This is a genomic window from Pseudomonas sp. GD03858 (genome assembly GCF_029840925.1).
Taxonomy (GTDB): Bacteria; Pseudomonadota; Gammaproteobacteria; order Pseudomonadales; family Pseudomonadaceae; genus Aquipseudomonas.
The window spans coordinates 15,534-40,960 of the sequence record NZ_JAOCDM010000015.1 but is presented as its reverse complement, the minus strand read 5'-3'; the positions used below and the strand labels follow the sequence as shown (position 1 = coordinate 40,960).

Below are 25,427 nucleotides of genomic sequence, written 5' to 3'. Positions count from 1 at the left end.
GTGAAGGCAAAAAAAAGCCAATCCCATGGATTGGCTTTTTTGGTACTGCCAGCTAATCAGAAGTCCAGGTTGGACACCGACAACGCGTTGCTTTCGATGAAGTCGCGACGCGGCTCGACCGCATCCCCCATCAGGGTGTTGAACAGCTGGTCGGCAGCAATGGCGTCCTCGATGGTCACCTTGAGCATGCGGCGCACAGTCGGGTCCATGGTGGTTTCCCACAGCTGGTCCGGGTTCATCTCACCCAGCCCTTTGTATCGCTGGATGGTGTGGCGCTTGGTGCTCTCGTTCATCAGCCAGTCCAGGCCTTCCTTGAACTCGATAACCGCCTTGCGACGCTCACCACGCTGAACGTAGGCGCCTTCACCGAGCAGGGTGCCGAGCTTGGCGCCCAGGTTGACCACCGAGCGGTAGTCGTTGCTGCCGAAGAACTCGCGGTTGAAGGTGACATAGCTGGCCAGGCCGTGGGAGGTGACTTCCACTTCCGGCAGCCAGATATTGCGTTCCTTGTCTTCGCGCAGGCTGGCGACGTAGCTCAGGCCCGACTTCTGGCTGTTGTTCAGACGCTCCTGGAACTTGCCCAGCCAGGTCTGCATGGCAGCATGGTTGGCCAGTTGCTCCTGGGTGACTTCCGGCAGGTAGATGAAGTGCTCGGTCAGCTCTTCCGGATACAGGCGCGACAGACGCTTGAGGGTCTTCATCACGGCGCGGAATTCGTTGACCAGCGCTTCGAGCTGCACACCGGAAACGGCAGGCGCGGACTCGTCCAGGTGCAGGCTGGCATCTTCCAGGGCCGACTGGGTCATGTATTCTTCCATGGCCTCGTCGTCCTTGATGTACTGCTCCTGCTTGCCCTTCTTCACCTTGTACAGCGGCGGCTGAGCGATATAGATGTAGCCACGCTCGACCAGCTCCGGCAGCTGACGGAAGAAGAAGGTCAGCAGCAGGGTACGGATGTGCGAACCGTCGACGTCAGCATCGGTCATGATGATGATGTTGTGATAACGCAACTTGTCGATGTTGTACTCTTCGCGACCGATGCCACAGCCCAGTGCGGTGATCAGCGTGCCGACCTCCTGGGAAGAGATCATCTTGTCGAAGCGCGCTTTCTCGACGTTGAGGATCTTGCCCTTGAGCGGCAGGATCGCCTGGGTGCGACGGTTGCGGCCTTGCTTGGCCGAACCACCCGCGGAGTCACCCTCCACCAGGTACAGTTCGGACAGGGCAGGGTCCTTCTCCTGGCAGTCGGCCAGTTTGCCCGGCAAGCCAGCGATGTCCAGCGCACCTTTACGGCGGGTCATCTCACGGGCCTTGCGCGCCGCTTCACGGGCGCGGGCGGCGTCGATCATCTTGCCGACCACGGCCTTGGCTTCGTTGGGGTTCTCCAACAGGAAGTCGGCGAAGTACTTGTTCATCTCCTGTTCCACGGCGGTCTTCACCTCCGAGGAAACCAGCTTGTCCTTGGTCTGCGAGCTGAACTTCGGATCCGGTACCTTGACCGAGATGATCGCGGTCAGGCCTTCGCGGGCGTCATCACCCGTGGTGGCAACCTTGTTCTTCTTCGCCAGGCCTTCCTGCTCGATGTAGCTGTTCAGGCTACGAGTCAGCGAGGAACGGAAGCCGACCAGGTGGGTACCACCGTCACGCTGGGGAATGTTGTTGGTGAAGCACAGCAGGTTTTCGTTGAAGCTGTCGTTCCACTGCAGGGCGATTTCCACACCCACGCCATCGTCACGCTGAACGTTGAAGTGGAAGACCTGGGAGTTGACCGGGGTCTTGTTGGTGTTCAGGTATTCAACGAATGCGCGCAGGCCACCTTCGTACTTGAAGAACTCTTCCTTGCCGCTGCGCTCGTCCTTCAGCAGGATGCCAACGCCGGAGTTCAGGAACGACAGCTCGCGGATACGCTTGGCGAGAATGTCCCAGCTGAAGTGGATGTTCTTGAAGGTTTCAGCGGAAGGCTTGAAGTGGATGTGGGTACCGGTGGTTTCGCTGTCACCGACGACCGCCATCGGCGCCTGCGGCACACCATGGACGTAGGTCTGCTCCCAGATCTTGCCGCTACGACGAACGGTGAGCACCAGCTGCTCGGACAGGGCGTTCACCACCGACACGCCTACACCGTGCAGACCGCCGGATACCTTGTAGGAGTTGTCGTCGAACTTACCGCCAGCGTGCAGCACGGTCATGATGACCTCGGCTGCGGAAACGCCTTCTTCTTTATGCACATCGACCGGAATGCCACGGCCGTTATCACGGACACTGATGGATTCGTCCGGGTGAATGATGACGGTGATGTCATCGCAATGCCCGGCCAGGGCTTCGTCGATCGAGTTGTCGACCACCTCGAACACCATGTGGTGCAGGCCGCTGCCGTCATCGGTGTCGCCAATGTACATGCCGGGACGTTTGCGTACGGCATCCAGCCCTTTCAGCACCTTGATGCTGGAGGAGTCGTACGTTTGATTTTCGCTCATGCCTTCACTCCCGATGGTCGTGGGTCTGGGTGATACGGCCTTGTTCCACGTGGAACAAGGCGACTGGCGTTTCCGTCTGCCAGCCTTCCCTCAGAAATTCGTGGTCTACACAGGTGATGAACACCTGGCAGTTCAATTCTTCAAGCAAGCGGCACAGGGCGCGGCGGTGCTGCTCGTCCAGCTCGGACGGCAAGTCATCCACCAGATAAATACACTGACCGCGACGAACCTGGCTGACCAGATGCCCCTGGGCGATGCGCAGGGCACAGACCACCAGCTTCTGCTGCCCTCGCGAAAGGATGTCGGCCGCATTGTTCGCGCCCAATCGCAGGCGCAGATCAGCACGCTGTGGCCCGGCCTGGGTGTGTCCCATCTGCTGATCGCGAAGGAGGGAGGTTGCGAGGACTTCGTTGAGTTCCCGGTCCTTGTCCCAGCCTCGGTAATAGCTCAGGGTCAGCCCGTCCAGTTCGACCAGTTCGCTCAGGGTTCGCTCGAAGACAGGCTTCAAGGCCTTGATATAGTTGCGACGGTATTCATCTATCTCCGCACTGGCGAGGCATAACTCCCGATCCCAGGCGGCTTGCGAAACGGCGTCCAGTGTACCATGCCGCAGCCATGAGTTCCGCTGCCGCAGGGCCTTCTGCAGGCGCTGCCAGGTCGCCATGAAACGGGGTTCCACGTGGAACACGCCCCAATCGAGGAACTGCCGACGCACCTTGGGCGCCCCCTCGAGCAAGCGGAAGCTGTCCGGGTTGATCAACTGCAGCGGTAGCATCTCGGCCAATTGCGCAGCGCTACGCGCATTCTGTCCGTCGATGCGAATGGTGAAGTCGCCTTGTCGTTCACGTGAAACGCCCAGGTTGCTGGTACCACCTTCGGCCAGTTCAACCTGGCCGAACACGGTGCAGGTTGGCTGCTCGTACTGAATGACTGGATTCAACCGTGTGCTGCGGAACGAACGTGCAAGCCCAAGCAGATGCACGGCTTCGAGCACGCTGGTCTTGCCGCTGCCGTTGGCGCCATAAAGGATGTTGATGCGGGGGGAGGGTGAGAGGGTCACCGGGTGCAGGTTGCGCACCGCGGTGACCGAGAGACGTCGAAGGGACATGTCGCCTGCTATGGGTTACAGGCGCATCGGCATGACAACGTAGGACGAGTCGTCATTGCCGGCTTCCTGCAGCAGGGCGCTGCTGTTGGAGTCCGACAGAATCAGGCGAACCTGTTCAGTGGTCATGACGCCCAGCACGTCCAGCAAGTAGCTGACGTTGAAACCGATCTCCAGCGAGCTGCCGTTGTAGTCGACGCTGATTTCTTCTTCCGCTTCTTCCTGCTCCGGGTTGTTGGCCTGGATCTTCAACTGACCGGCAGCCAGTTGCAGACGGATACCGCGGTACTTCTCGTTGGACAGGATCGCAGTACGGCTAAACGCCTCACGCAGCGCCTGACGATCGCCGATTACCAGCTTGTCGCCGCCCTTGGGCAGTACGCGCTCGTAGTCCGGGAACTTGCCATCGACCAGCTTGGAGGTGAAGGTGAACTCACCAGTGGTAGCACGAATGTGGTGCTGGCCCAGGACGATGCTGACCGTGCCTTCCGGATCGGTCAGCAAGCGCGCCAGCTCGAGGATACCTTTGCGTGGCACGATGACCTGGTGACGATCAGCTTGGTCGATAGGTGCCTGCATGGCACACAGCGCCAAGCGGTGGCCGTCGGTGGCCACGGCACGCAGGGTGCCGGGGGACACTTCCAGCAACATACCGTTGAGGTAGTAGCGCACATCTTGCTGGGCCATGGCGAAGCTGGTGCGCTCGATCAGGCGGCGCAGCTTGCTCTGTTCCAGGTTGCAGGTCAGCGAGCCTGGACCTTCTTCCACGGTCGGGAAGTCATTGGCCGGCAGGGTGGACAGGGTGAAACGGCTGCGGCCGGCCTTGACCAGCAGCTTCTGCTCGTCGACCTTGATGTCGATCAGCACATCGCTGGGCAGGCTCTTGCAGATGTCCATCAGCTTGCGCGCCGGCACGGTGATCTCGCCCGGTTCGGCGGGCTCTTCCAGCTGGACGCGGCCAACCAGTTCGACTTCCAGGTCGGTACCGGTCAACGACAGCTGCTGGCCTTGCACGACCAGCAGGACGTTGGACAGGACCGGCAAGGTCTGGCGGCGCTCGACGACGCCTGCGACCAGTTGCAGGGGTTTCAACAGGGCTTCGCGTTGAATGGTGAAATGCATGGTCTAGTCCCTTGCCTTCAATTAGCTGCGCAGACGGCCATCAGGTCGTCAGCGTGCGCAGCAGGTTCTTGTAGTCCTCGCGGATGTCCGCGTCGGATTCCTTCAATTCGTTGATCTTGCGGCAGGCGTGCAGCACGGTGGTGTGGTCGCGGCCGCCGAACATGTCGCCAATCTCCGGCAGACTGTGGTTGGTCAGCTCTTTCGACAACGCCATGGCCACCTGCCGAGGACGCGCCACGGAGCGCGACCGTCGCTTGGACAGCAGATCGGAGATCTTGATCTTGTAGTACTCGGCCACGGTGCGCTGGATGTTATCCACACTGACCAGCTTGTCCTGCAGCGCCAGCAGATCCTTGAGCGACTCACGGATCAGCTCGATGGTGATGTCGCGGCCCATGAAGTGCGAGTGAGCAATCACCCGCTTCAGAGCACCTTCGAGCTCACGCACGTTGGAGCGGATACGCTGGGCGATGAAGAACGCGGCGTCGTGCGGCAGCTCGACCTTGGCCTGGTCGGCCTTCTTCATCAGGATCGCCACGCGGGTTTCCAGTTCCGGTGGCTCGACGGCCACCGTCAGGCCCCAACCGAAGCGCGACTTCAGACGCTCCTCCAGGCCTTCGATCTCCTTCGGGTAACGGTCACTGGTGAGGATCACCTGCTGACCGCCTTCGAGCAAGGCGTTGAAGGTATGGAAAAACTCTTCCTGGGATCGCTCCTTGCGGGCGAAGAACTGGATGTCGTCGATCAGCAACGCATCGACCGAACGGTAGAAACGTTTGAATTCATTGATGGCGTTAAGCTGGAGCGCCTTGACCATGTCCGCGACGAAGCGCTCGGAATGCAGGTAGACCACCTTGGCATTCGGGTTCTTCTTCAACAGATGGTTACCCACCGCATGCATCAAGTGCGTCTTACCCAGGCCAACACCGCCATAAAGGAAGAGCGGGTTGTAGCCATGCTTGGGGTTGTCGGCGACCTGCCAGGCCGCAGCACGGGCCAGCTGGTTGGACTTACCCTCGACGAACGTCTCGAAGGTGAAGGTGCGGTTGAGGTAGCTGGTGTGCTTGAGCGCGCCTTCGACCTGCACCGTACGTTGCTCGGTGCGCCCAGTAGTCGCAGGCATCGCGGCAGGTTCAGCCATGCTGTCGAAGCTGTCACGGGAAGTCGGTTCTTCGACCTCGGCGTTCGGCGCAGGCTCGATCACCGAGGCACTGACAGGCTCGGCCGGCTGTTCGACTTTTGCCGACTGCTGCAACTGAGCTTGTTGCGCCATGTTGGCTGCGACTGCGGCACTGACGGGGGCATTGGGTGCCGCGCGCGCCGCGGAGCTGCGACGACTGCCTATTAATAAGGAAAGGACGGGCGCGATACCGCTGCCCTGTTCGCCGAGCAATTCGAGCAGGCGGCCAAGATACTTCTCATTGACCCAATCGAGCACAAAGCGGTTGGGCGCATAGACGCGCAACTCGTCGCCTTCGGCTTCGACCTGTAGCGGACGGATCCAGGTGTTGAATTGCTGGGCAGGCAGTTCATCGCGCAGAAGCTCCACGCACTGCTGCCAAAGTTCCACTGACACGGATATCCCCTGAGTTGAAAGCCGGCTGAGGCAAAAACAAACCGCCATTGTACCGGTCGGGCGACCAGTTATCCACACGTGGCGGGCGTCTCGGGCACAGTAAAAGCGCCAAAAATTGACTTTTTTACCACCCCAAGCGGTAGATAAGCCCTGTGGATAACGCTAGCTGAGGTCTATGCACAACCCTGGGTTTTGATCTGTGGATAATCGTCCTGTGGATAAACTCATCTTCGGTACACAGCTTTTACGCAAGCCCGCCACAGAGAGAACACCTGTTACCGACAAGGTTGTGAATTGCTGTACAGCAGGTGATTTCTGGGCTCAAAGCAGTTATCCACAGAAGGTTATCCACTTAAGCTCTATAAGTTCTTCAGAAAAGCTTTCTATATGCCTCTTTGTTTTTTTATCTCACGCGGCTGTCTCGGGAATCGACGGACAACCCGGCTAACCGCTGATCACCCACTTCACCGGCTGAAGGAAAGGCTGGTTGGAAATTGACCTATCCGCTTGCTTTCTCTAGAATCGCCGATCTCTTAAAAAGGGGGCCCTTCCGGCCCGTTGTCGACCAACCCAGGTAACACGCCATGAAACGTACTTTCCAACCAAGCACCATCAAGCGCGCCCGCACCCACGGTTTCCGTGCCCGTATGGCCACCAAGAACGGCCGTGCTGTTCTGTCGCGTCGTCGCGCCAAAGGCCGTAAGCGTCTGGCCATTTGATTTTCCGGCACAGGTGGTGAGTCAGGACTTCAGTCGGGAAAAGCGACTGCTTACACCCCGACACTTCAAAGCGGTCTTCGACTCCCCAACCGGCAAGGTTCCAGGGAAAAACCTGCTTATCCTTGCCCGCGAGAACGGTCTCGATCACCCACGCCTCGGCCTGGTGATCGGCAAGAAGAGCGTCAAGCTCGCCGTTCAACGCAATCGCCTGAAACGCCTGATGCGCGACTCGTTTCGCCTGAACCAGCAGCTGTTGGCTGGTCTGGATATCGTGATCGTTGCGCGCAAGGGGTTGGGCGAAGTGGAAAACCCAGAATTGCACCAACACTTTGGCAAGCTCTGGAAGCGACTGGTTCGCAGTCGACCCTCTCCAGCGGTCAATGCCGATCCCGCAGGGGTAGACAGTAACAATGCGTAAACTGGCCCTCGTTCCGATCCAGTTCTACCGTTACGCCATCAGTCCACTGATGGCCAGTCACTGTCGTTTCTATCCCAGCTGTTCCTGTTACGCATACGAAGCCATCGAAAACCATGGCCTGTTGCGTGGTGGGTGGCTGGCCGTTCGTCGCCTGGGGCGCTGTCATCCGTGGAACGACGGCGGTTTCGATCCCGTTCCACCTGCTCCTTCCTCCCGAACTTCTTCGATAGCCGAGTAATCATGGATATTAAACGCACGATCCTGATCGTCGCCCTGGCAATCGTGTCCTACGTACTGGTCCTCAAGTGGAACCAGGACTACGGCCAGGCTGCCTTGCCGACTCAGCATGCTGCTGCCAGCAACGCTGCTCCGTCCCTGCCGGATACCGTGCCGGCCGGCAACTCCGGTGCCAGCGCCGATGTGCCGAGCGCCAATGCTGAATCCAGCCCTGCGGAGCTGGCGCCGGTCGCGGTCAGCAAGGACCTGATCCGGATCAAGACCGATGTCCTGGACCTGGCTATCGACCCGGTCGGTGGCGACATCGTCCAACTGAACCTGCCGAAATACCCACGTCGTCAGGACCATCCGGACATTCCGTTCCAGCTGTTCGATAACGGTGGCGAACGTGTGTACCTTGCCCAGAGCGGCCTGACCGGTACCAACGGCCCGGATGCGCGCGCCACCGGTCGCCCGCTTTACGCTGCGGACCAGAAGAGCTTCCAGCTGGCCGACGGCCAGGACCAATTGGTCGTGGACCTGAAGTTCAGCGAAAACGGCGTCAATTACATCAAGCGCTTCAGCGTCAAGCGTGGCGAGTACGACCTGACCGTCAGCTACCTGATCGACAACCAGAGTGGCCAGGCCTGGACCGGCAACATGTTTGCCCAGCTCAAGCGTGACGCCAGCTCCGATCCGTCGTCGAGCACCGCCACCGGCACCGCCACCTACCTGGGTGCGGCCCTGTGGACAGCTTCGGAGCCGTACAAGAAAGTGTCGATGAAAGACATCGACAAAGGCAGTTTGAAAGAAAATGTAACCGGCGGCTGGGTCGCCTGGTTGCAGCACTACTTCGTGACCGCCTGGATTCCAAGCCACTCGGACAACAATGCGGTCCAGACCCGCAAGGACAGCCAGGGCAACTACATCATCGGCTACACCGGTCCGGCCCTGAACGTGCCTGCCGGCGGCAAGGTCGAGACCAGCGCCATGCTGTACGCCGGTCCCAAGATCCAGTCCAAGCTCAAGGAGTTGTCCCCAGGCCTGGAACTCACCGTCGACTACGGCTTCCTGTGGTTCATCGCCCAGCCGATCTTCTGGCTGCTGCAACATATCCACAGCCTGCTCGGCAACTGGGGCTGGTCGATCATCGTCCTGACCATGCTGATCAAGGGCCTGTTCTTCCCGCTCTCGGCCGCCAGCTACCGCTCGATGGCGCGCATGCGTGCCGTGGCGCCGAAACTGGCCCAGCTCAAGGAACGCTTCGGTGACGATCGCCAGAAGATGTCCCAGGCGATGATGGAGCTGTACAAGAAAGAGAAGATCAACCCGCTGGGCGGCTGCCTGCCGATCCTGGTGCAGATGCCGGTGTTCCTGGCCCTGTACTGGGTACTGCTGGAAAGCGTCGAGATGCGCCAGGCCCCGTGGATGCTGTGGATCACCGACTTGTCGATCAAGGATCCGTTCTTCATCCTGCCGATCATCATGGGCGCCACCATGTTCATCCAGCAGCGCCTGAACCCGACGCCACCGGATCCGATGCAAGCGAAGGTCATGAAAATGATGCCGATCATCTTCACCTTCTTCTTCCTGTGGTTCCCGGCCGGTCTGGTGCTGTACTGGGTTGTGAACAACTGCCTGTCGATCGCACAGCAGTGGTACATCACTCGCGGCATCGAGGCAGCGGCCAAGAAAGCTGCTGCTTGACGGGCACTTCTGTTTGCCTGTGAATAAAAACGCCCCCTAGTGGGGCGTTTTTGCTATCCGTCGAATTCGTTGTAGAGGCTTTCGAGCATGAACACTGTGCGTGAAACCATCGCCGCCATCGCTACCGCCCAGGGCCGTGGCGGTGTTGGCATCGTCCGCTTGTCCGGGCCGCTGGCCAGCCAGGCCGGGCAGGCCATCACCGGCCGCACGCTGACCCCGCGCCATGCCCACTACGGCCCGTTCCGCGATGCCGAAGGCCTGGTCCTGGACGAAGGCATAGCGCTGTTCTTCCCCGGACCGAACTCGTTCACCGGCGAAGACGTGCTGGAGCTGCAGGGCCACGGTGGGCCGGTGGTCATGGACATGCTGCTGCAGCGTTGCCTGCAGTTGGGTTGCCGGTTGGCGCGCCCGGGCGAGTTCAGCGAGCGAGCGTTCCTCAACGACAAGCTCGACCTGGCCCAGGCCGAAGCCATCGCTGACCTGATCGAAGCCAGCTCCACCCAAGCTGCCCGTAATGCCCTGCGTTCTCTGCAGGGGGCGTTCTCCAAGCGTGTGCACGGGCTGACCGAGGCGCTGATTGCCTTGCGCATCTACGTCGAGGCGGCAATCGACTTCCCCGAGGAAGAAATCGACTTTCTCGCCGACGGCCATGTGTTGCGCATGCTCGATGACGTGCGCAGCGAGTTGTCCACAGTGCAGCGTGAAGCCGGGCAGGGCGCCTTGTTGCGCGATGGCATGACCGTGGTCATCGCCGGCCGGCCGAACGCCGGCAAATCGAGCCTGCTCAACCAGTTGGCCGGACGCGAGGCGGCGATCGTCACCGATATTGCCGGCACCACCCGGGACATCCTGCGCGAACATATCCACATCGATGGCATGCCGTTGCATGTGGTCGATACCGCCGGCCTGCGCGATACCGATGACCATGTGGAAAAGATCGGCGTGGAAAGGGCGCTCAAGGCCATCGGCGAAGCCGATCGGGTGCTGCTGGTCGTCGACTCGACCGCACCGGAAGCCAGTGATCCCTTCGCCTTGTGGCCAGAATTTCTCGATCAGCGTCCGGACGTGGCCAAGGTCACCCTCATCCGCAACAAGGCCGACCTCAGTGGTGAAGCCGTTGGCATGGAACAAAGCGACGACGGCCATGTGACCATCACCCTGAGTGCCCGTGAGAGCGATATGGGCCTGGACCTGCTGCGTAACCACCTCAAGGCCTGCATGGGTTATGAACAGACCGCGGAAAGCAGCTTCAGCGCCCGTCGTCGGCACCTGGAGGCGCTACGCCAGGCTAGCGAGCACCTGGAACATGGTCGGGCGCAGTTGACCCTGGCTGGCGCCGGAGAGCTGTTGGCGGAGGATCTGCGCCAGGCACAGCAGGCGTTGGGGGAAATCACCGGGGCGTTCAGTTCGGATGACCTGCTCGGCAGGATCTTCTCGAGCTTCTGCATCGGTAAGTAGTCCACAACCCTGCGATATCGAAGCCGCTCCTACCTGGAGCGGCTTTTTTTTGCCTGTGATTCAGGATTGTGGGAGCGGACTTGACCCGCGAACACCGGTGCAGCCGGTGCCATATCTGCAAGCCTGCTTCGCGAGACAAGCTCGCTCCCACGACTTCATCCACAGATTAAGGCCCTGACTCAGGAGCTCTGTGGAAAACTCGCCTTCAGCTCCGTTGATAACCAGGCTTTTTTTCTGAGGAAAAACCCGCCTGTGGGTAACAGGCACATTCATCCACAGGTTAAACAGCAGTATCCAGAGCCCCCAGGCCCATTTCGACACAGGGTTATGATTCTCTGTACACACCGTAATATATGGCCTAGAAGTACTTATGCACAGGCATAGCAGTGCCTAAACATAAACATAAAAACAAAGCTTTTTTAAATTTTTCCTCTTTGTTTTCTTTTGCCTGCCACTCATCCACAGCCTGCTCATTTTTTGCTCAGAAGGTTTCTTTGAAGGGCGGGAAGTCCCTATACTTGTCCGCTTACCTTCTCTATTCGCAAAAACAGGCACGAGGTGCGTGGTGGATTTCCCTTCCCGTTTTGAAGTGATCGTCATCGGCGGCGGCCATGCCGGTACCGAGGCTGCGCTTGCGTCCGCACGCATGGGTGTGAAGACCCTGCTGTTGACTCATAACGTGGAAACCCTCGGTCACATGAGCTGCAACCCGGCCATCGGTGGCATCGGCAAGAGCCACCTGGTCAAGGAAATCGATGCGCTCGGCGGCGCCATGGCGTTGGCCACCGACAAGAGCGGCATCCAGTTCCGCATCCTGAACAACCGCAAGGGCCCGGCCGTGCGCGCCACCCGTGCGCAGGCCGACCGCGCCATCTACAAGGCGGTGGTGCGCGAGATCCTGGAAAACCAGCCGAACCTGTGGATATTCCAGCAGTCTTGCGATGACCTGATCGTCGAGCAGGACCAGGTCAAGGGCGTGGTCACGCAAATGGGCCTGCGCTTCTTCGCCGATTCCGTGGTCCTGACCAGCGGCACCTTCCTCGGCGGACTTATCCACATTGGTTTGCAGAACTACTCCGGTGGCCGCGCCGGCGATCCGCCCGCCAATGCCCTGGCCAACCGCATGCGCGAACTGCCGCTGCGCGTCGGTCGGTTGAAGACCGGCACCCCGCCGCGCATCGACGGCCGTTCCGTGGACTTCTCGGTGATGACCGAGCAACCGGGCGACACGCCGATCCCGGTGATGTCGTTCATGGGCAATGCCCAGATGCATCCGCGCCAGGTGAGCTGCTGGATCACCCACACCAACGCCCGCACCCACGAGATCATCGCTTCGAACCTCGACCGTTCGCCGATGTACTCCGGCGTGATCGAAGGCATCGGCCCGCGCTACTGCCCGTCGATCGAAGACAAGATTCACCGTTTCGCCGACAAGGAAAGCCACCAGGTGTTCATCGAGCCGGAAGGCCTGACCACCCATGAGCTGTACCCCAACGGCATCTCCACTTCGCTGCCGTTCGATGTGCAGCTGGAGATCGTGCGCTCGATCCGCGGCATGGAAAACGCCCATATCGTGCGTCCGGGCTATGCCATCGAGTACGACTACTTCGACCCGCGCGACCTGAAGTACAGCCTCGAGACCAAGGTCATCGGCGGCCTGTTCTTCGCCGGCCAGATCAACGGCACTACCGGTTACGAAGAAGCCGGTGCCCAGGGCCTGCTGGCCGGGACCAACGCCGCGCTGCGCGCCCAGGGCCGTGAAAGCTGGTGCCCACGTCGCGACGAAGCCTACATTGGCGTTCTGGTCGATGACCTGATCACCCTCGGCACCCAGGAGCCGTACCGCATGTTCACTTCGCGTGCCGAGTACCGGCTGATCCTGCGCGAAGACAACGCCGACCTGCGCCTGACCGAAAAAGGTCGCGAACTGGGTCTGATCGACGACGTCCGTTGGGCCGCATTCTGCGCCAAGCGCGAAGGCATCGAGCGCGAGGAACAGCGGCTGAAGAGCACCTGGGTTCGCCCGGGCACGCCGCAGGGCCAGGCCATTGTGGATAAGTTCGGCACGCCGTTGGCCCACGAATACAGCCTGCTCAACCTGCTGGCGCGTCCGGAAGTCGACTACGCTGGGCTGATCGAGGCCACCGGCGGTGAAGTGATCGATCCACAGGTCGCCGAACAGGTCGAGATCAAGACCAAGTACGCCGGCTACATCGACCGCCAGCAGGAAGAGATCGCCCGGCTGCGCGCCAGCGAAGATACGCGCCTGCCTGTGGATATCGACTACACCACGATTTCCGGCCTGTCCAAGGAAATCCAGGGCAAGCTCGAGCAGACCCGGCCCGAAACCCTTGGCCAGGCATCGCGCATCCCGGGTGTGACCCCGGCGGCGATTTCCCTGTTGCTGATTCACTTGAAGAAACGCGGCGCAGGCCGCGAATTGGAGCAAAGCGCTTGAGTTCCCCGGTCACCCCGCAACATGCCGAAGAGTTGTCCACAGGTGCGCGCCAGCTCGGTGTCGAGCTGAGCGCGCAGCAGCACGAGCTGCTGTTGGGCTACCTGGCCCTGCTGATCAAATGGAACAAGGCCTACAACCTCACCGCCGTGCGCGACCCGGACGAGATGGTTTCGCGGCATCTGCTCGACAGCCTGAGTGTCATGCCGTTTATCCACAATGACGCCCAGCGCTGGCTGGATGTCGGTAGCGGCGGCGGCATGCCCGGCATCCCGCTGGCCATCCTGCACCCGCACAAGCAAGTGACGGTGCTGGACAGCAACGGCAAGAAGACCCGCTTCCTGACCCAGGTGAAGATGGAACTGAAACTGGACAACCTTACGGTTATCCACAGCCGGGTCGAAGAGGTGCAGCCCGAGCAGCCGTTCTGCGGGATCATCTCCCGCGCGTTCAGCAGCATGGAGAATTTCACCAACTGGACCCGCCACCTGGGTGACGCTCGCACGCAATGGCTTGCAATGAAGGGGCTGCATCCTGCCGACGAACTGGTAGCATTGCCCGCAGACTTCACAGTGGAAAGCGAGCAGGCCCTGACCGTTCCGGGTTGCCAGGGCCAGCGCCATCTGCTGATACTGCGCCGCAAGGCATGACTGGGAACACACGCAACAATGGCTAAGGTATTCGCAATCGCGAACCAGAAGGGTGGTGTGGGCAAGACCACCACCTGCATCAATCTCGCCGCATCGCTGGCCGCGACCAAGCGTCGCGTGCTGCTGATCGACCTCGATCCACAGGGCAACGCCACCATGGGCAGCGGTGTGGATAAGCACGAGCTCGAGCACTCGGTGTACGACCTGCTCATCGGGGAATGCGACCTGGCCCAGGCCATGCACTACTCCGAGCACGGTAATTTCCAGCTGCTGCCGGCCAACCGCGACCTGACCGCCGCCGAGGTGGTGCTGCTCGAGATGCAGATGAAGGAGAGCCGCCTGCGCAACGCGCTGGCGCCGATCCGCGAGAACTACGACTACATCCTCATCGACTGCCCGCCGTCGCTGTCGATGCTGACACTCAATGCCCTGGTCGCCTCCGATGGCGTGATCATCCCCATGCAGTGCGAGTACTACGCGCTGGAGGGGCTCAGCGACCTTGTGGATAACATCAAGCGCATCGCCGCGCGGTTGAACCCTGAGCTGAAGATCGAAGGCCTGCTGCGGACCATGTACGACCCGCGCCTGAGCCTGAACAACGATGTTTCGGCACAGCTCAAGGAACACTTCGGCGACCAGCTGTACGACACGGTGATTCCGCGCAACATCCGCCTGGCCGAGGCGCCGAGCTTCGGCATGCCGGCCCTGGCCTACGACAAGCAATCCCGAGGCGCGCTCGCCTATCTGGCGCTGGCCGGGGAACTGGTTCGCCGTCAGCGCCGTCCATCACGCACTGCACAAACAACTTAAGGAATCCGCATGGCCATCAAGAAACGCGGTCTCGGACGTGGGTTGGATGCACTGCTCAGTGGTCCTTCCGTCAGCGCGCTCGAAGAGCAGGCTGTCAAGGTCGACCGGAAGGAACTGCAACAACTGCCGGTCGAGCTGATCCAGCGCGGCAAGTACCAGCCGCGTCGCGACATGGACCCCGAGGCGCTGGAAGAGCTGGCGCACTCCATCCGCACCCACGGCGTCATGCAGCCGATCGTGGTGCGCCCGATCGGCGACAACCGCTACGAGATCATCGCCGGCGAGCGCCGCTGGCGCGCCACCCAGCAGGCCGGCCTGGACACCGTTCCGGCCATGGTCCGCGAGGTGCCCGACGAAGCCGCCATCGCGATGGCGCTGATCGAGAACATCCAGCGTGAGGACCTGAACCCGCTGGAAGAGGCATTGGCCTTGCAGCGTCTGCAGCAGGAGTTCGAGCTGACCCAGCAGCAGGTGGCCGATGCCGTCGGCAAGTCGCGGGTCACTGTCGCCAACCTGCTGCGCCTGATCTCGCTGCCCGAGGCGATCAAGACCATGCTCGCCCATGGCGATCTGGAGATGGGCCACGCCCGTGCCTTGCTCGGCCTCGAGGAAGAGCGTCAGGAAGAGGGGGCGCGTCATGTTGTCGCACGTGGCCTGACCGTGCGCCAGACCGAGGCACTGGTGCGCCAGTGGCTCAATGGCAAACCTGAGCCGGTCGAATCGAGCAAACCTGATCCGGATATCGCTCGCCTCGAGCAGCGTCTGGCAGAGCGCCTGGGCTCGGCGGTGCAAATTCGCCATGGCAACAAGGGCAAGGGCCAGTTGGTTATTCGCTACAACTCGCTTGACGAGTTGCAAGGCGTGCTTGCTCACATCCGCTGAAACAATTCCCGTTGTAGCGCGCAGTCGGAAATCACTACCGAAGAGTTGAATAGGGGTTAATCCACCCCTATACTCTGCGCGCATTTTGTCGGCACAAATTATGCCAAGTCATAGCTGACTAGGCGGTCGACTTCCGAGGAGCAGTTGAGATGGAAATCCGCACGCCAAACCGCCTGCCTTTCCATCGCTGGGCAGTTTTCCCGGTTCTGTTGGCTCAATTTGCCGTACTGCTGCTGGCAACCCTGGTGTTGTGGCAGTGGAAAGGGGCGGTCAGTGGATATTCAGGTCTCTGCGGAGGCTTGATTGCCTGGCTGCCCAATGTGTATTTCGCCTGGAAGGCATTCCGCTTCAGTGGAGCCCGGGCGGCGCAGGCCATCGTCAAGTCGTTCTACGCGGGCGAGGCAGGCAAGATGATTTTGACGGCAGTGCTGTTCGCACTGACCTTCGCAGGAGTGAAGCCATTGGCGCCGTTGGCAGTATTCGGCGTCTTCGTGCTGACCCTTTTGGTCAGCTGGTTCGCGCCCCTGCTGATGAATAAAAGACTTTCGAGACCTTAGGGCGTTTGAGGCAACCATGGCAGCAGAAACCGCTTCGGGCTATATCCAGCACCACTTGCAGAACCTGACCTACGGTCAACTACCAGACGGCAGCTGGGGCTTCGCCCATTCGGCTGCAGAAGCCAAGGCAATGGGCTTCTGGGCGTTCCACGTGGACACCCTCGGCTGGTCCGTTGCGCTGGGTCTGATCTTCCTGTTCATCTTCCGCATGGCAGCCAAGAAGGCGACTTCCGGCCAACCGAGCGGCCTGCAGAACTTCGTGGAAGTGCTGGTGGACTTCGTCAACGGCAGCGTGAAGGATTCCTTCCACGGCCGTAGCCCGGTGATCGCCCCGCTGGCGCTGACCATCTTCGTCTGGGTCTTCCTGATGAACGCCATCGACCTGGTACCGGTCGACTGGATTCCTCAGCTGGCCATCCTGATCTCCGGTGATCCGCACATTCCGTTCCGCGCCGTGTCGACCACCGACCCGAACGCGACCCTGGCCATGGCCTTCTGCGTGTTCGCCCTGATCATCTTCTACAGCATCAAGGTCAAGGGCCTGGGCGGCTTCCTCGGCGAGCTGACCCTGCACCCGTTCGGCAGCAAGAACATCTTCGTGCAGATCCTGCTGATTCCGGTGAACTTCCTGCTCGAATTCGTCACCCTGATCGCCAAGCCGATCTCGCTGGCCCTGCGTCTGTTCGGCAACATGTACGCCGGCGAGCTGGTGTTCATCCTGATCGCGGTGATGTTCGGCGCCGGCATCCTCTGGCTCAGCGGCCTGGGTATCGTGCTGCAATGGGCGTGGGCTGTGTTCCACATCCTGATCATCACCCTGCAAGCCTTCATCTTCATGATGCTTACCATCGTCTACCTGTCGATGGCTCACGAAGATAACCATTAAGACCGCCTGGCGTGTCTGATAGCCTTCCCCGCCCGTTCGGGGGGAGGGCTTAAAAAGTCCGCAAGGGCATGCTGTAACAAACGATTTGTTTTACCGCTTCAAACTAAAAACCTAACCAATACGACGTAAAAGTCGGGAGGAAAGATGGAAACTGTAGTTGGTCTGACCGCTATCGCTGTTGCTCTGCTGATCGGCCTGGGTGCTCTGGGTACCGCCATTGGTTTCGGCCTGCTGGGCGGCAAGTTCCTGGAAGGCGCTGCTCGCCAGCCAGAAATGGTTCCGATGCTGCAGGTCAAAATGTTCATCGTTGCCGGTCTGCTCGACGCCGTAACCATGATCGGTGTTGGTATCGCTCTGTTCTTCACCTTCGCGAACCCCTTCGTTGGTCAGATCGCCGGCTAATCACTCGTTTCTTACGAGTTGATTGGTGTGATGGACAAAGACCGAGCGAGGTGTTGGCGTGAACATTAATGCAACCCTGATTGGCCAATCCGTTGCTTTTCTGATTTTTGTACTCTTCTGCATGAAGTACGTATGGCCTCCGGTCATCACTGCCCTGCAAGAGCGCCAAAAGAAGATTGCAGACGGCTTGGACGCTGCCAACCGCGCAGCTCGCGACCTGGAGCTGGCCCAAGAGAAAGCGGGTCAGCAACTGCGTGAAGCGAAGGCACAGGCAGCCGAAATCATTGAGCAAAGCAAGAAGCGCGCTGCTCAGCTTGTCGAGGAAGCCCGTGAACAGGCTCGCGTCGAAGCTGACCGTGTGAAGGCTCAGGCTCAAGCCGAGATCGAACAGGAAATTAACAGCGTCAAAGACGCCCTGCGTGCCCAAGTGGGTGCCCTGGCCGTTGGCGGTGCTGAAAAGATCCTTGGCGCCACAATCGATCAAAACGCGCATGCGGAGCTGGTTAACAAACTGGCCGCTGAAATTTAAGCGAGGGCGATCATGGCAGAACTGACCACGTTGGCCCGACCTTACGCTAAGGCTGCCTTCGAGCATGCCCAGGCCCATCAGCAACTGGCCAATTGGTCAGCCATGCTCGGCCTGGCTGCTGCGGTGTCGCAAGACGACACCATGCAGCGCCTGCTCAAGGCCCCGCAACTGACTAGCGCAGAAAAGGCCGCCGCATTCGTTGAAGTGTGCGGTGACAAGTTTGACGCCCAGGCACAGAATTTCATTCATGTTGCCGCGGAAAACGAACGTCTCCTGCTTCTGCCGGAGATTTCGACTCTGTTCGATCTGTACAAGGCCGAGCAAGAGAAATCCGTGGACGTGGAAGTCACCAGTGCTTTTGCGTTGAACCAAGAACAGCAAGACAAACTCGCCAAGGTTCTCAGTGCACGGTTAGGCCAGGAAGTGCGCCTGCACGCGTCGGAGGATGCCAGCCTGATCGGCGGCGTCGTCATCCGCGCCGGCGACCTGGTAATCGACGGTTCGGTTCGCGGCAAGATCGCGAAACTGGCCGAAGCCTTGAAATCTTGAGTTTGAAGGGGCAGCAGAGCAATGCAGCAACTCAATCCTTCCGAAATTAGTGAAATCATCAAGGGCCGCATCGAGAAACTCGATGTCAGCTCCCAAGCCCGTAACGAAGGTACTGTCGTAAGCGTTTCCGACGGTATCGTACGGATCCACGGTCTGGCCGACGTCATGTACGGCGAAATGATCGAGTTCCCGGGCAGCGTCTTCGGTATGGCACTGAACCTGGAGCAAGACTCCGTAGGTGCAGTTGTCCTGGGCGACTACACCTCGCTCGCCGAAGGCATGTCGGCCAAGTGCACCGGCCGCATCCTGGAAGTTCCGGTTGGTAAGGAACTGCTGGGTCGCGTCGTCGACGCACTGGGCAACCCGATCGACGGCAAAGGTCCGCTGAACAATACCGAGACCGACGCGGTCGAGAAAGTTGCTCCAGGCGTGATCTGGCGTAAGTCGGTAGACCAGCCTGTACAGACTGGCTACAAGTCGGTCGATGCCATGATCCCGGTTGGCCGTGGCCAGCGTGAGCTGATCATTGGTGACCGTCAGATCGGCAAGACCGCCATGGCGGTCGACGCGATCATCAACCAGAAAAACAGCGGCATCTTCTGCGTCTACGTGGCCGTCGGCCAGAAGCAGTCGACCATCGCCAACGTTGTTCGCAAGCTGGAAGAAGCCGGCGCCCTGGCCAACACCATCGTTGTTGCCGCCAGCGCCTCGGAATCCGCCGCGCTGCAGTTCCTGGCACCGTACGCCGGCTGCACCATGGGCGAGTTCTTCCGCGACCGTGGTGAAGACGCCCTGATCGTTTACGATGACCTGTCCAAGCAGGCCGTTGCCTACCGTCAGATCTCCCTGCTGCTGCGCCGTCCACCAGGACGTGAAGCGTACCCAGGCGACGTGTTCTATCTCCACTCCCGTCTGCTGGAGCGTGCATCGCGCGTTTCCGAAGAGTACGTCGAGAAGTTCACCAACGGTGCCGTAACTGGCAAGACTGGCTCGCTGACCGCCCTGCCGATCATCGAAACCCAGGCTGGCGACGTTTCCGCGTTCGTTCCGACCAACGTGATCTCGATCACCGACGGTCAGATCTTCCTGGAATCGGCCATGTTCAACGCAGGCATCCGTCCTGCCGTTAACGCCGGTGTGTCGGTATCCCGTGTTGGTGGTGCCGCCCAGACCAAGATCATCAAGAAGCTGTCCGGTGGTATCCGTACCGCTCTGGCTCAGTACCGTGAGCTGGCGGCATTCGCCCAGTTCGCTTCTGACCTGGACGAGGCTACCCGCAAGCAGCTGGAGCATGGTCAGCGCGTTACCGAGCTGATGAAGCAGAAGCAGTACGCGCCAATGTCGATCGCCGACATGGCCCTGTCGCTGTACGCCGCTGAGCGTGGTTTCCTGACCGACGTAGAAGTCGCCAAGGTCGGTAGCTTCGAGCAAGCGCTGATCGCCTACTTCAACCGTGATCACGCCGAACTGATGGCGAAGATCAACGTGAAGGGTGACTTCAACGACGAAATCGACGCTGGCATGAAAGCCGGTATCGAGAAGTTCAAGGCCACCCAGACCTGGTAAGCCGCAGCGGGGGCTCCGGCCCCCGCTTGCTAACCTGATAGGTGATACATGGCAGGCGCAAAAGAGATTCGCAGTAAGATTGCGAGCATCAAAAGCACGCAAAAAATTACCAGCGCCATGGAGAAAGTGGCGGTCAGCAAAATGCGCAAGGCACAAATGCGCATGGCTGCTAGCCGTCCTTACGCGGAGCGTATCCGCCAGGTGATCGGTCATCTGGCCAACGCCAACCCGGAATACCGCCACCCGTTCATGATCGAGCGCCCTGTAAAGCGCGCCGGTTATATCGTGGTGAGCAGTGACCGTGGTCTGTGCGGTGGCTTGAACACCAACCTGTTCAAGGCCCTGGTCAAGGACATGAACGAAAACCGCGAACAGGGCGTGGAAATCGACCTGTGCGTGATCGGCAGCAAGGGTGCGACTTTCTTCCGCATCTTTGGCGGCAACGTCGTAGCCGCGATCAGCCATCTGGGCGAAGAGCCATCGATCAACGATCTGATCGGCTCCGTCAAGGTGATGCTGGACGCCTACCTGGACGGCCGCATCGATCGCCTCTCGGTGGTTTCGAACAAGTTCATCAACACCATGACCCAAAAACCGACGGTAGAGCAGTTGGTACCGTTGGTGGCAACCCCGGATCAGGAACTCAAGCACCACTGGGACTACCTGTACGAACCCGACGCAAAAGAGCTGCTGGACGGCTTGATGGTGCGTTACGTGGAGTCGCAGGTGTACCAGGCGGTGGTCGAGAACAACGCTGCTGAACAAGCGGCCCGGATGATCGCCATGAAGAACGCCACAGACAACGCCGGTGATTTGATCAGCGAACTCCAGCTGATCTACAACAAGGCGCGTCAGGCTGCGATCACCCAGGAGATCTCGGAAATCGTCGGCGGCGCTGCCGCGGTTTAACGGTTCAAATATTCAGAGGATCCAGCTATGAGTAGCGGACGTATCGTTCAAATCATCGGCGCCGTCATCGACGTGGAATTCCCACGTGATGCCGTGCCGAGTGTTTACAACGCGCTGAAAGTACAAGGCGCGGAAACCACCCTGGAAGTTCAGCAGCAGCTGGGCGACGGCGTGGTTCGTACCATTGCGATGGGCTCGACCGAAGGTCTGAAGCGCGGTCTGGACGTCGTCGATACCGGCGCGGCCATCTCCGTTCCTGTTGGTAAGGCCACTCTGGGCCGTATCATGGACGTTCTGGGCAACCCAATCGACGAAGCCGGCCCGATCGGCGAAGAAGAGCGTCGTGGCATCCACCAGAAGGCACCTTCGTTCGCTGACCAGGCAGGCGGCAACGACCTGCTGGAAACCGGCATCAAGGTTATCGACCTGGTTTGCCCGTTCGCCAAGGGTGGTAAGGTTGGTCTGTTCGGTGGTGCCGGCGTCGGCAAGACCGTGAACATGATGGAACTGATCCGTAACATCGCCATCGAGCACAGCGGTTACTCCGTGTTCGCCGGTGTGGGTGAGCGTACTCGTGAGGGTAACGACTTCTACCACGAGATGAAGGACTCCAACGTTCTCGACAAGGTAGCGCTGGTCTACGGCCAGATGAACGAGCCACCAGGAAACCGTCTGCGCGTAGCGCTGACCGGCCTGACCATGGCTGAGAAGTTCCGTGACGAAGGTAACGACGTTCTGCTGTTCGTCGATAACATCTACCGTTACACCCTGGCCGGTACCGAAGTATCCGCACTGCTGGGCCGTATGCCTTCGGCAGTAGGTTACCAGCCGACCCTGGCTGAAGAGATGGGCGTTCTGCAAGAGCGCATCACTTCGACCAAGGAAGGTTCGATCACCTCGATCCAGGCCGTATACGTACCTGCGGACGACCTGACCGACCCGTCGCCAGCCACCACCTTCGCCCACCTCGACGCCACCGTCGTACTGTCCCGTGACATCGCCTCCCTGGGTATCTACCCAGCGGTCGACCCACTGGACTCGACTTCGCGTCAGCTGGACCCGAACGTGATCGGTACCGAGCACTACGAAACTGCCCGTCAGGTCCAGTATGTTCTGCAGCGCTACAAAGAGCTGAAGGACATCATCGCGATCCTGGGCATGGACGAACTGTCCGAAGCCGACAAGCAACTGGTTGCCCGTGCTCGTAAGATCCAGCGCTTCCTGTCGCAGCCGTTCTTCGTGGCCGAAGTCTTCACCGGCTCGCCAGGCAAGTACGTTTCGCTCAAGGACACCATCGCTGGCTTCAGCGGCATCCTCAAAGGTGACTACGACCACCTGCCAGAACAAGCGTTCTACATGGTCGGCAGCATCGACGAAGCGATCGAGAAAGCCAAGAAACTGTAATCCCGGCGCCCCGCAAGGGGCGCTAATCAGGTTGAGGCAAGCAGATGGCTATGACAGTCCATTGCGATATCGTCAGCGCGGAAGGAGAGATCTTCTCCGGCCTGGTCGAGATGGTAGTAGCGCACGGCAACCTGGGCGATCTGGGTATCGCTCCAGGCCACGCGCCGCTGATCACCAATCTCAAGCCTGGTCCGATCACGCTGACCAAGCAAGGTGGCGATCGTGAGGTGTTCTACATCTCCGGTGGTTTCCTCGAAGTGCAGCCGAACATGGTCAAGGTTCTTGCCGACACCGTGCAGCGCGCTGCCGACCTGGACGAAGCTCAGGCTCAGGAAGCCCTCAAGGCTGCTGAGAACGCACTGAACGCGAAAAGCTCGGACTTCGACTACGGCGCCGCCGCCGCACGTCTGGCCGAGGCTGCAGCTCAGCTGCGTACTGTCCAGCAATTGCGCAAAGGCAAGTAACCTGGCTTTGGCCGGTCACTGCCGTTGCAATTGAGTTAAAGGGTAGCCTCGGCTACCCTTTTTCTTTTTCTGAAATTCCCCTTTGGTCACGTCCCTGACCGCCCAGGATTGGTAGCCAGTCAATGTCCCTCGATATCGTCATTCTCGCCGCAGGCCAAGGCACCCGCATGCGCTCCGCGCTGCCGAAGGTACTGCACCCGGTCGCCGGCAATTCCATGCTCGGCCACGTTATCCACAGCGCGCGTCAGTTGCAGCCCACCGGTATTCACGTGGTTATCGGCCATGGTGCGGAGCTGGTACGTGAGCGCCTGGCCGCCGACGATCTCAATTTCGTCATGCAGGACAAGCAACTGGGCACAGGCCATGCCGTGGCACAGGCGCTGCCTGCCATCACCGCCGACACCGTACTGGTGTTGTACGGCGATGTGCCGTTGATCGAGGTGGAAACCCTGCAGCGTCTGCTGGCCAAGGTCAGCGAGCAGCAGCTGGGTCTGCTCACCGTGACCTTGCAGGACCCGACCGGCTACGGCCGCATCGTGCGTGACGCGGCGGGCAACGTGACCGCGATCGTCGAGCACAAGGATGCCAGCGAAGCGCAGAAGGCAATCAAGGAAGGCAACACCGGCATCCTCGCCATGCCTGCCGCACGCCTGGCCGACTGGATGGGCCGGTTGTCCAACAACAATGCCCAGGGCGAGTACTACCTCACCGACGTAATCGCCATGGCCGTGGCCGATGGCCTGGTGGTCGCCACCGAGCAGCCCCACGACCCGATGGAAGTGCAGGGCGCCAACGACCGCCGCCAGCTGGCGGAGCTCGAGCGTCACTATCAGCTGCGCGAAGGTCGCCGCCTGATGGCCCAGGGCGTCACGTTGCGTGATCCGGCGCGCTTCGATGTGCGTGGCGAGGTAACGGTAGGCCGCGATGTGCTGATCGACATCAACGTCATTCTCGAAGGCAAGGTGGTGATCGAGGACGACGTGCAGATCGGCCCCAACTGCGTGATCAAGGACAGCACCCTGCGCAAGGGCGTGGTGGTCAAGGCCAACAGCCATATCGAAGGCGCGGTGATGGGCGAGGGCAGCGATGCCGGCCCGTTCGCCCGTCTGCGTCCAGGCAGCATCCTGGAAGCCCGCGCCCATGTGGGTAACTTCGTCGAGCTGAAGAACGCACACCTGGGCGAAGGTGCCAAGGCCGGTCACCTGACCTACCTGGGCGATGCCGAGGTCGGTGCCCGCACCAATATCGGTGCCGGCACCATCACCTGCAACTACGACGGTGCCAACAAGTTCCGCACGGTGATGGGCGAGGACGTGTTCATCGGCTCCAACAACTCGCTGGTCGCGCCTGTGGAAATCCAGGCCGGGGCCACTACCGCGGCGGGCTCGACCATCACTCAGACGGTTGAAGCTGGGCAGTTGGGCGTGGCGCGAGCGCGCCAGCGCAACATCGAAGGCTGGAAGCGGCCGGAGAAGATCAAGAAGAGCTGAGTTATCCACAGCACTTTCGATCGAAAGCCGGCTTATGTGAATAAGCCGGCTTTTTATTGGGTGCCGTATCGCGGTCCCTGTAGGAGCGGCCTTGTGTCGCGATGGGCCGCAAAGCGGCCCTAGCTATTTCTGCCTTGGCGCTGAGATCCTGGGGCTGCTATGCAGCCCATCGCGACACAAGGCCGCTCCTACAGGGACCGCGTCAGGGCAGAGAAAAACTATCCACAGCGCAGCGGCAACTTGACGAATCCTCCATCTTAGGTTTTGATTGCACCACTTATCTTTCGAATCGAAACTTAAAACCGACATGTCGAAACGAAACACCCCCCAGCGCCGCCACAATATCCTGGCCTTGCTCAACGAGCAGGGCGAGGTGAGCGTCGACGCCCTGGCCAAGCGTTTCGAGACTTCCGAAGTGACCATCCGCAAGGACCTCGCCGCCCTGGAGGCCAATGGCCTGCTGCTGCGTCGCTACGGCGGCGCGGTGACCATGCCCCAGGAACTGCTGGGCGACGCGGTCCAACCGGTTTCGCTCTACAAGCAGGCGATCGCCCGCGCGGCGGTGGAGCGCATCCGCGAGCACGCGCGCATCATCATCGACAGCGGCAGCACCACGGCGGCGATGATCCCGCAGCTTGGGCGCCAGCCAGGCCTGGTGGTGATGACCAACTCGCTCAATGTGGCCCGCGCCATCAGCGAGCAGGAGCACGAGCCCGTCCTGCTGATGACCGGCGGTACCTGGGACCCGCATTCAGAGTCGTTCCAGGGCCAGGTGGCCGAGCAGGTACTACGCTCTTACGACTTCGACCAGCTGTTCATCGGTGCCGACGGCATCGACCTGGAGCGTGGCACCACCACCTTCAACGAGCTGCTGGGGTTGAGCCGGGTCATGGCCGAGGTGGCGCGCGAGGTGATCGTCATGGTCGAGTCGGACAAGGTCGGTCGCAAGATCCCCAACCTCGAGCTGCCCTGGGGCAGCGTCAACACCCTGATTACTGATGATCGCCTGTCCGCCGAGGCACGCGACCGGATTCAAGCCCGCGGCGTCACCCTGATCTGCGCCGCTATCAGCTAGG

General features: G+C 60.4%; 24 protein-coding genes. 20 read left to right on the top strand and 4 right to left on the bottom strand.

What is annotated here, in order from left to right; translation table 11 throughout:
- Positions 1-56: 56 nt before the first annotated feature.
- Genes gyrB through dnaA form a run of 4 tightly spaced genes read right to left on the bottom strand, consistent with a single transcriptional unit; the run spans position 57 to position 6,280 of the window.
- On the bottom strand, positions 57-2,477 hold the full coding sequence (gyrB, locus tag N5D48_RS06700) for a DNA topoisomerase (ATP-hydrolyzing) subunit B (protein WP_279882446.1): 2,421 nt from the start codon (positions 2,475-2,477) through the stop codon (positions 57-59).
- Positions 2,478-2,481: 4 nt separating this feature from the next.
- Positions 2,482-3,585 (bottom strand): DNA replication/repair protein RecF, encoded by a 1,104-nt coding sequence (recF, locus tag N5D48_RS06695; RefSeq protein ID WP_028690032.1) that lies wholly within the window; start codon positions 3,583-3,585, stop codon positions 2,482-2,484.
- A gap of 15 nt (positions 3,586-3,600) precedes the next feature.
- Positions 3,601-4,704, bottom strand: coding sequence for a DNA polymerase III subunit beta (dnaN, locus tag N5D48_RS06690; protein WP_279882443.1), 1,104 nt, complete (start codon positions 4,702-4,704; stop codon positions 3,601-3,603).
- A 40-nt stretch (positions 4,705-4,744) separates the two neighbouring features.
- Entirely contained in the window at positions 4,745-6,280 is a 1,536-nt protein-coding gene (dnaA, locus tag N5D48_RS06685; protein ID WP_279882441.1) for a chromosomal replication initiator protein DnaA, read from the bottom strand.
- Positions 6,281-6,864: 584 nt separating this feature from the next.
- Here dnaA and rpmH point away from each other — a divergent pair.
- The 20 genes from rpmH (at position 6,865) to N5D48_RS06585 (ending at position 25,426) form a co-directional block, all read left to right on the top strand.
- Positions 6,865-6,999 carry a 50S ribosomal protein L34 gene (gene rpmH / locus N5D48_RS06680; protein ID WP_003253163.1) on the top strand — a complete coding sequence of 45 codons (135 nt, stop codon included), beginning with the start codon at positions 6,865-6,867 and terminating at the stop codon, positions 6,997-6,999.
- Between the two features lie 13 nt (positions 7,000-7,012).
- Positions 7,013-7,417 carry a ribonuclease P protein component gene (rnpA, locus tag N5D48_RS06675; protein ID WP_279882502.1) on the top strand — a complete coding sequence of 135 codons (405 nt, stop codon included), beginning with the start codon at positions 7,013-7,015 and terminating at the stop codon, positions 7,415-7,417.
- On the top strand, positions 7,410-7,655 hold the full coding sequence (gene yidD, locus N5D48_RS06670; protein ID WP_011536514.1) for a membrane protein insertion efficiency factor YidD: 246 nt from the start codon (positions 7,410-7,412) through the stop codon (positions 7,653-7,655). The genes rnpA and yidD overlap by 8 nt, the downstream gene beginning before the upstream one ends.
- Before the next feature lie 2 nt (positions 7,656-7,657).
- Positions 7,658-9,340, top strand: coding sequence for a membrane protein insertase YidC (gene yidC / locus N5D48_RS06665; RefSeq protein WP_279882439.1), 1,683 nt, complete (start codon positions 7,658-7,660; stop codon positions 9,338-9,340).
- A gap of 87 nt (positions 9,341-9,427) precedes the next feature.
- Positions 9,428-10,798, top strand: coding sequence for a tRNA uridine-5-carboxymethylaminomethyl(34) synthesis GTPase MnmE (gene mnmE, locus N5D48_RS06660; protein ID WP_279882437.1), 1,371 nt, complete (start codon positions 9,428-9,430; stop codon positions 10,796-10,798).
- A 565-nt stretch (positions 10,799-11,363) separates the two neighbouring features.
- Positions 11,364-13,256, top strand: coding sequence for a tRNA uridine-5-carboxymethylaminomethyl(34) synthesis enzyme MnmG (mnmG, locus tag N5D48_RS06655; protein ID WP_279882435.1), 1,893 nt, complete (start codon positions 11,364-11,366; stop codon positions 13,254-13,256).
- Complete coding sequence (gene rsmG / locus N5D48_RS06650; protein WP_279882433.1) at positions 13,253-13,903, top strand: 16S rRNA (guanine(527)-N(7))-methyltransferase RsmG; 651 nt, start codon at positions 13,253-13,255, stop codon at positions 13,901-13,903. Before mnmG ends, rsmG begins: the two co-directional genes overlap by 4 nt.
- Positions 13,904-13,921: 18 nt before the next feature.
- Positions 13,922-14,713, top strand: a complete 792-nt coding sequence (locus N5D48_RS06645; protein ID WP_028690024.1) for a ParA family protein — start codon at positions 13,922-13,924, stop codon at positions 14,711-14,713.
- A gap of 9 nt (positions 14,714-14,722) precedes the next feature.
- Positions 14,723-15,595 (top strand): ParB/RepB/Spo0J family partition protein, encoded by an 873-nt coding sequence (locus tag N5D48_RS06640; RefSeq protein WP_279882431.1) that lies wholly within the window; start codon positions 14,723-14,725, stop codon positions 15,593-15,595.
- A gap of 149 nt (positions 15,596-15,744) precedes the next feature.
- Positions 15,745-16,152, top strand: coding sequence for a F0F1 ATP synthase subunit I (locus N5D48_RS06635; protein ID WP_279882429.1), 408 nt, complete (start codon positions 15,745-15,747; stop codon positions 16,150-16,152).
- Positions 16,153-16,168: 16 nt separating this feature from the next.
- A complete protein-coding gene (gene atpB, locus N5D48_RS06630) occupies positions 16,169-17,038 on the top strand; it encodes a F0F1 ATP synthase subunit A (protein WP_279882427.1) in 870 nt (289 codons plus the stop codon).
- Positions 17,039-17,182: 144 nt separating this feature from the next.
- Positions 17,183-17,440 carry a F0F1 ATP synthase subunit C gene (gene atpE, locus N5D48_RS06625; protein WP_003097235.1) on the top strand — a complete coding sequence of 86 codons (258 nt, stop codon included), beginning with the start codon at positions 17,183-17,185 and terminating at the stop codon, positions 17,438-17,440.
- A gap of 58 nt (positions 17,441-17,498) precedes the next feature.
- The gene (locus N5D48_RS06620) at positions 17,499-17,969 is read left to right on the top strand and encodes a F0F1 ATP synthase subunit B (protein ID WP_279882425.1); all 471 of its coding nucleotides are present in this window, start codon (positions 17,499-17,501) and stop codon (positions 17,967-17,969) included.
- A 12-nt stretch (positions 17,970-17,981) separates the two neighbouring features.
- Entirely contained in the window at positions 17,982-18,518 is a 537-nt protein-coding gene (locus N5D48_RS06615) for a F0F1 ATP synthase subunit delta (RefSeq protein ID WP_279882423.1), read from the top strand.
- Between the two features lie 21 nt (positions 18,519-18,539).
- Complete coding sequence (atpA, locus tag N5D48_RS06610; protein ID WP_011536503.1) at positions 18,540-20,084, top strand: F0F1 ATP synthase subunit alpha; 1,545 nt, start codon at positions 18,540-18,542, stop codon at positions 20,082-20,084.
- 48 nt (positions 20,085-20,132) lie between these two features.
- Positions 20,133-20,993 (top strand): F0F1 ATP synthase subunit gamma, encoded by an 861-nt coding sequence (atpG, locus tag N5D48_RS06605; RefSeq protein ID WP_248918073.1) that lies wholly within the window; start codon positions 20,133-20,135, stop codon positions 20,991-20,993.
- Between the two features lie 27 nt (positions 20,994-21,020).
- Positions 21,021-22,397 carry a F0F1 ATP synthase subunit beta gene (gene atpD / locus N5D48_RS06600; protein ID WP_279882418.1) on the top strand — a complete coding sequence of 459 codons (1,377 nt, stop codon included), beginning with the start codon at positions 21,021-21,023 and terminating at the stop codon, positions 22,395-22,397.
- Positions 22,398-22,441: 44 nt separating this feature from the next.
- Positions 22,442-22,861: a F0F1 ATP synthase subunit epsilon gene (locus N5D48_RS06595; RefSeq protein WP_011536500.1), complete on the top strand. Its 420-nt coding sequence runs from the start codon at positions 22,442-22,444 to the stop codon at positions 22,859-22,861.
- A 122-nt stretch (positions 22,862-22,983) separates the two neighbouring features.
- Positions 22,984-24,351 (top strand): bifunctional UDP-N-acetylglucosamine diphosphorylase/glucosamine-1-phosphate N-acetyltransferase GlmU, encoded by a 1,368-nt coding sequence (gene glmU / locus N5D48_RS06590; protein ID WP_279882415.1) that lies wholly within the window; start codon positions 22,984-22,986, stop codon positions 24,349-24,351.
- Between the two features lie 307 nt (positions 24,352-24,658).
- Positions 24,659-25,426 (top strand): DeoR family transcriptional regulator, encoded by a 768-nt coding sequence (locus N5D48_RS06585; protein ID WP_279882413.1) that lies wholly within the window; start codon positions 24,659-24,661, stop codon positions 25,424-25,426.
- The last annotated feature ends 1 nt before the right edge of the window (position 25,427 follow it).

Coding starts and splice junctions, on each gene's coding strand:
- N5D48_RS06640 (WP_279882431.1), top strand. CDS start 14,723: ATGGCCATCAAGAAACGCGGTCTCGGACGTGGGTTGGATGCACTGCTC.
- recF (WP_028690032.1), bottom strand. CDS start 3,585: ATGTCCCTTCGACGTCTCTCGGTCACCGCGGTGCGCAACCTGCACCCG.
- N5D48_RS06645 (WP_028690024.1), top strand. CDS start 13,922: ATGGCTAAGGTATTCGCAATCGCGAACCAGAAGGGTGGTGTGGGCAAG.
- atpA (WP_011536503.1), top strand. CDS start 18,540: ATGCAGCAACTCAATCCTTCCGAAATTAGTGAAATCATCAAGGGCCGC.
- gyrB (WP_279882446.1), bottom strand. CDS start 2,477: ATGAGCGAAAATCAAACGTACGACTCCTCCAGCATCAAGGTGCTGAAA.
- atpG (WP_248918073.1), top strand. CDS start 20,133: ATGGCAGGCGCAAAAGAGATTCGCAGTAAGATTGCGAGCATCAAAAGC.
- mnmE (WP_279882437.1), top strand. CDS start 9,428: ATGAACACTGTGCGTGAAACCATCGCCGCCATCGCTACCGCCCAGGGC.
- N5D48_RS06585 (WP_279882413.1), top strand. CDS start 24,659: ATGTCGAAACGAAACACCCCCCAGCGCCGCCACAATATCCTGGCCTTG.
- N5D48_RS06615 (WP_279882423.1), top strand. CDS start 17,982: ATGGCAGAACTGACCACGTTGGCCCGACCTTACGCTAAGGCTGCCTTC.
- rpmH (WP_003253163.1), top strand. CDS start 6,865: ATGAAACGTACTTTCCAACCAAGCACCATCAAGCGCGCCCGCACCCAC.
- atpD (WP_279882418.1), top strand. CDS start 21,021: ATGAGTAGCGGACGTATCGTTCAAATCATCGGCGCCGTCATCGACGTG.
- glmU (WP_279882415.1), top strand. CDS start 22,984: ATGTCCCTCGATATCGTCATTCTCGCCGCAGGCCAAGGCACCCGCATG.
- yidC (WP_279882439.1), top strand. CDS start 7,658: ATGGATATTAAACGCACGATCCTGATCGTCGCCCTGGCAATCGTGTCC.
- atpB (WP_279882427.1), top strand. CDS start 16,169: ATGGCAGCAGAAACCGCTTCGGGCTATATCCAGCACCACTTGCAGAAC.
- N5D48_RS06635 (WP_279882429.1), top strand. CDS start 15,745: ATGGAAATCCGCACGCCAAACCGCCTGCCTTTCCATCGCTGGGCAGTT.
- dnaN (WP_279882443.1), bottom strand. CDS start 4,704: ATGCATTTCACCATTCAACGCGAAGCCCTGTTGAAACCCCTGCAACTG.
- N5D48_RS06595 (WP_011536500.1), top strand. CDS start 22,442: ATGGCTATGACAGTCCATTGCGATATCGTCAGCGCGGAAGGAGAGATC.
- atpE (WP_003097235.1), top strand. CDS start 17,183: ATGGAAACTGTAGTTGGTCTGACCGCTATCGCTGTTGCTCTGCTGATC.
- yidD (WP_011536514.1), top strand. CDS start 7,410: ATGCGTAAACTGGCCCTCGTTCCGATCCAGTTCTACCGTTACGCCATC.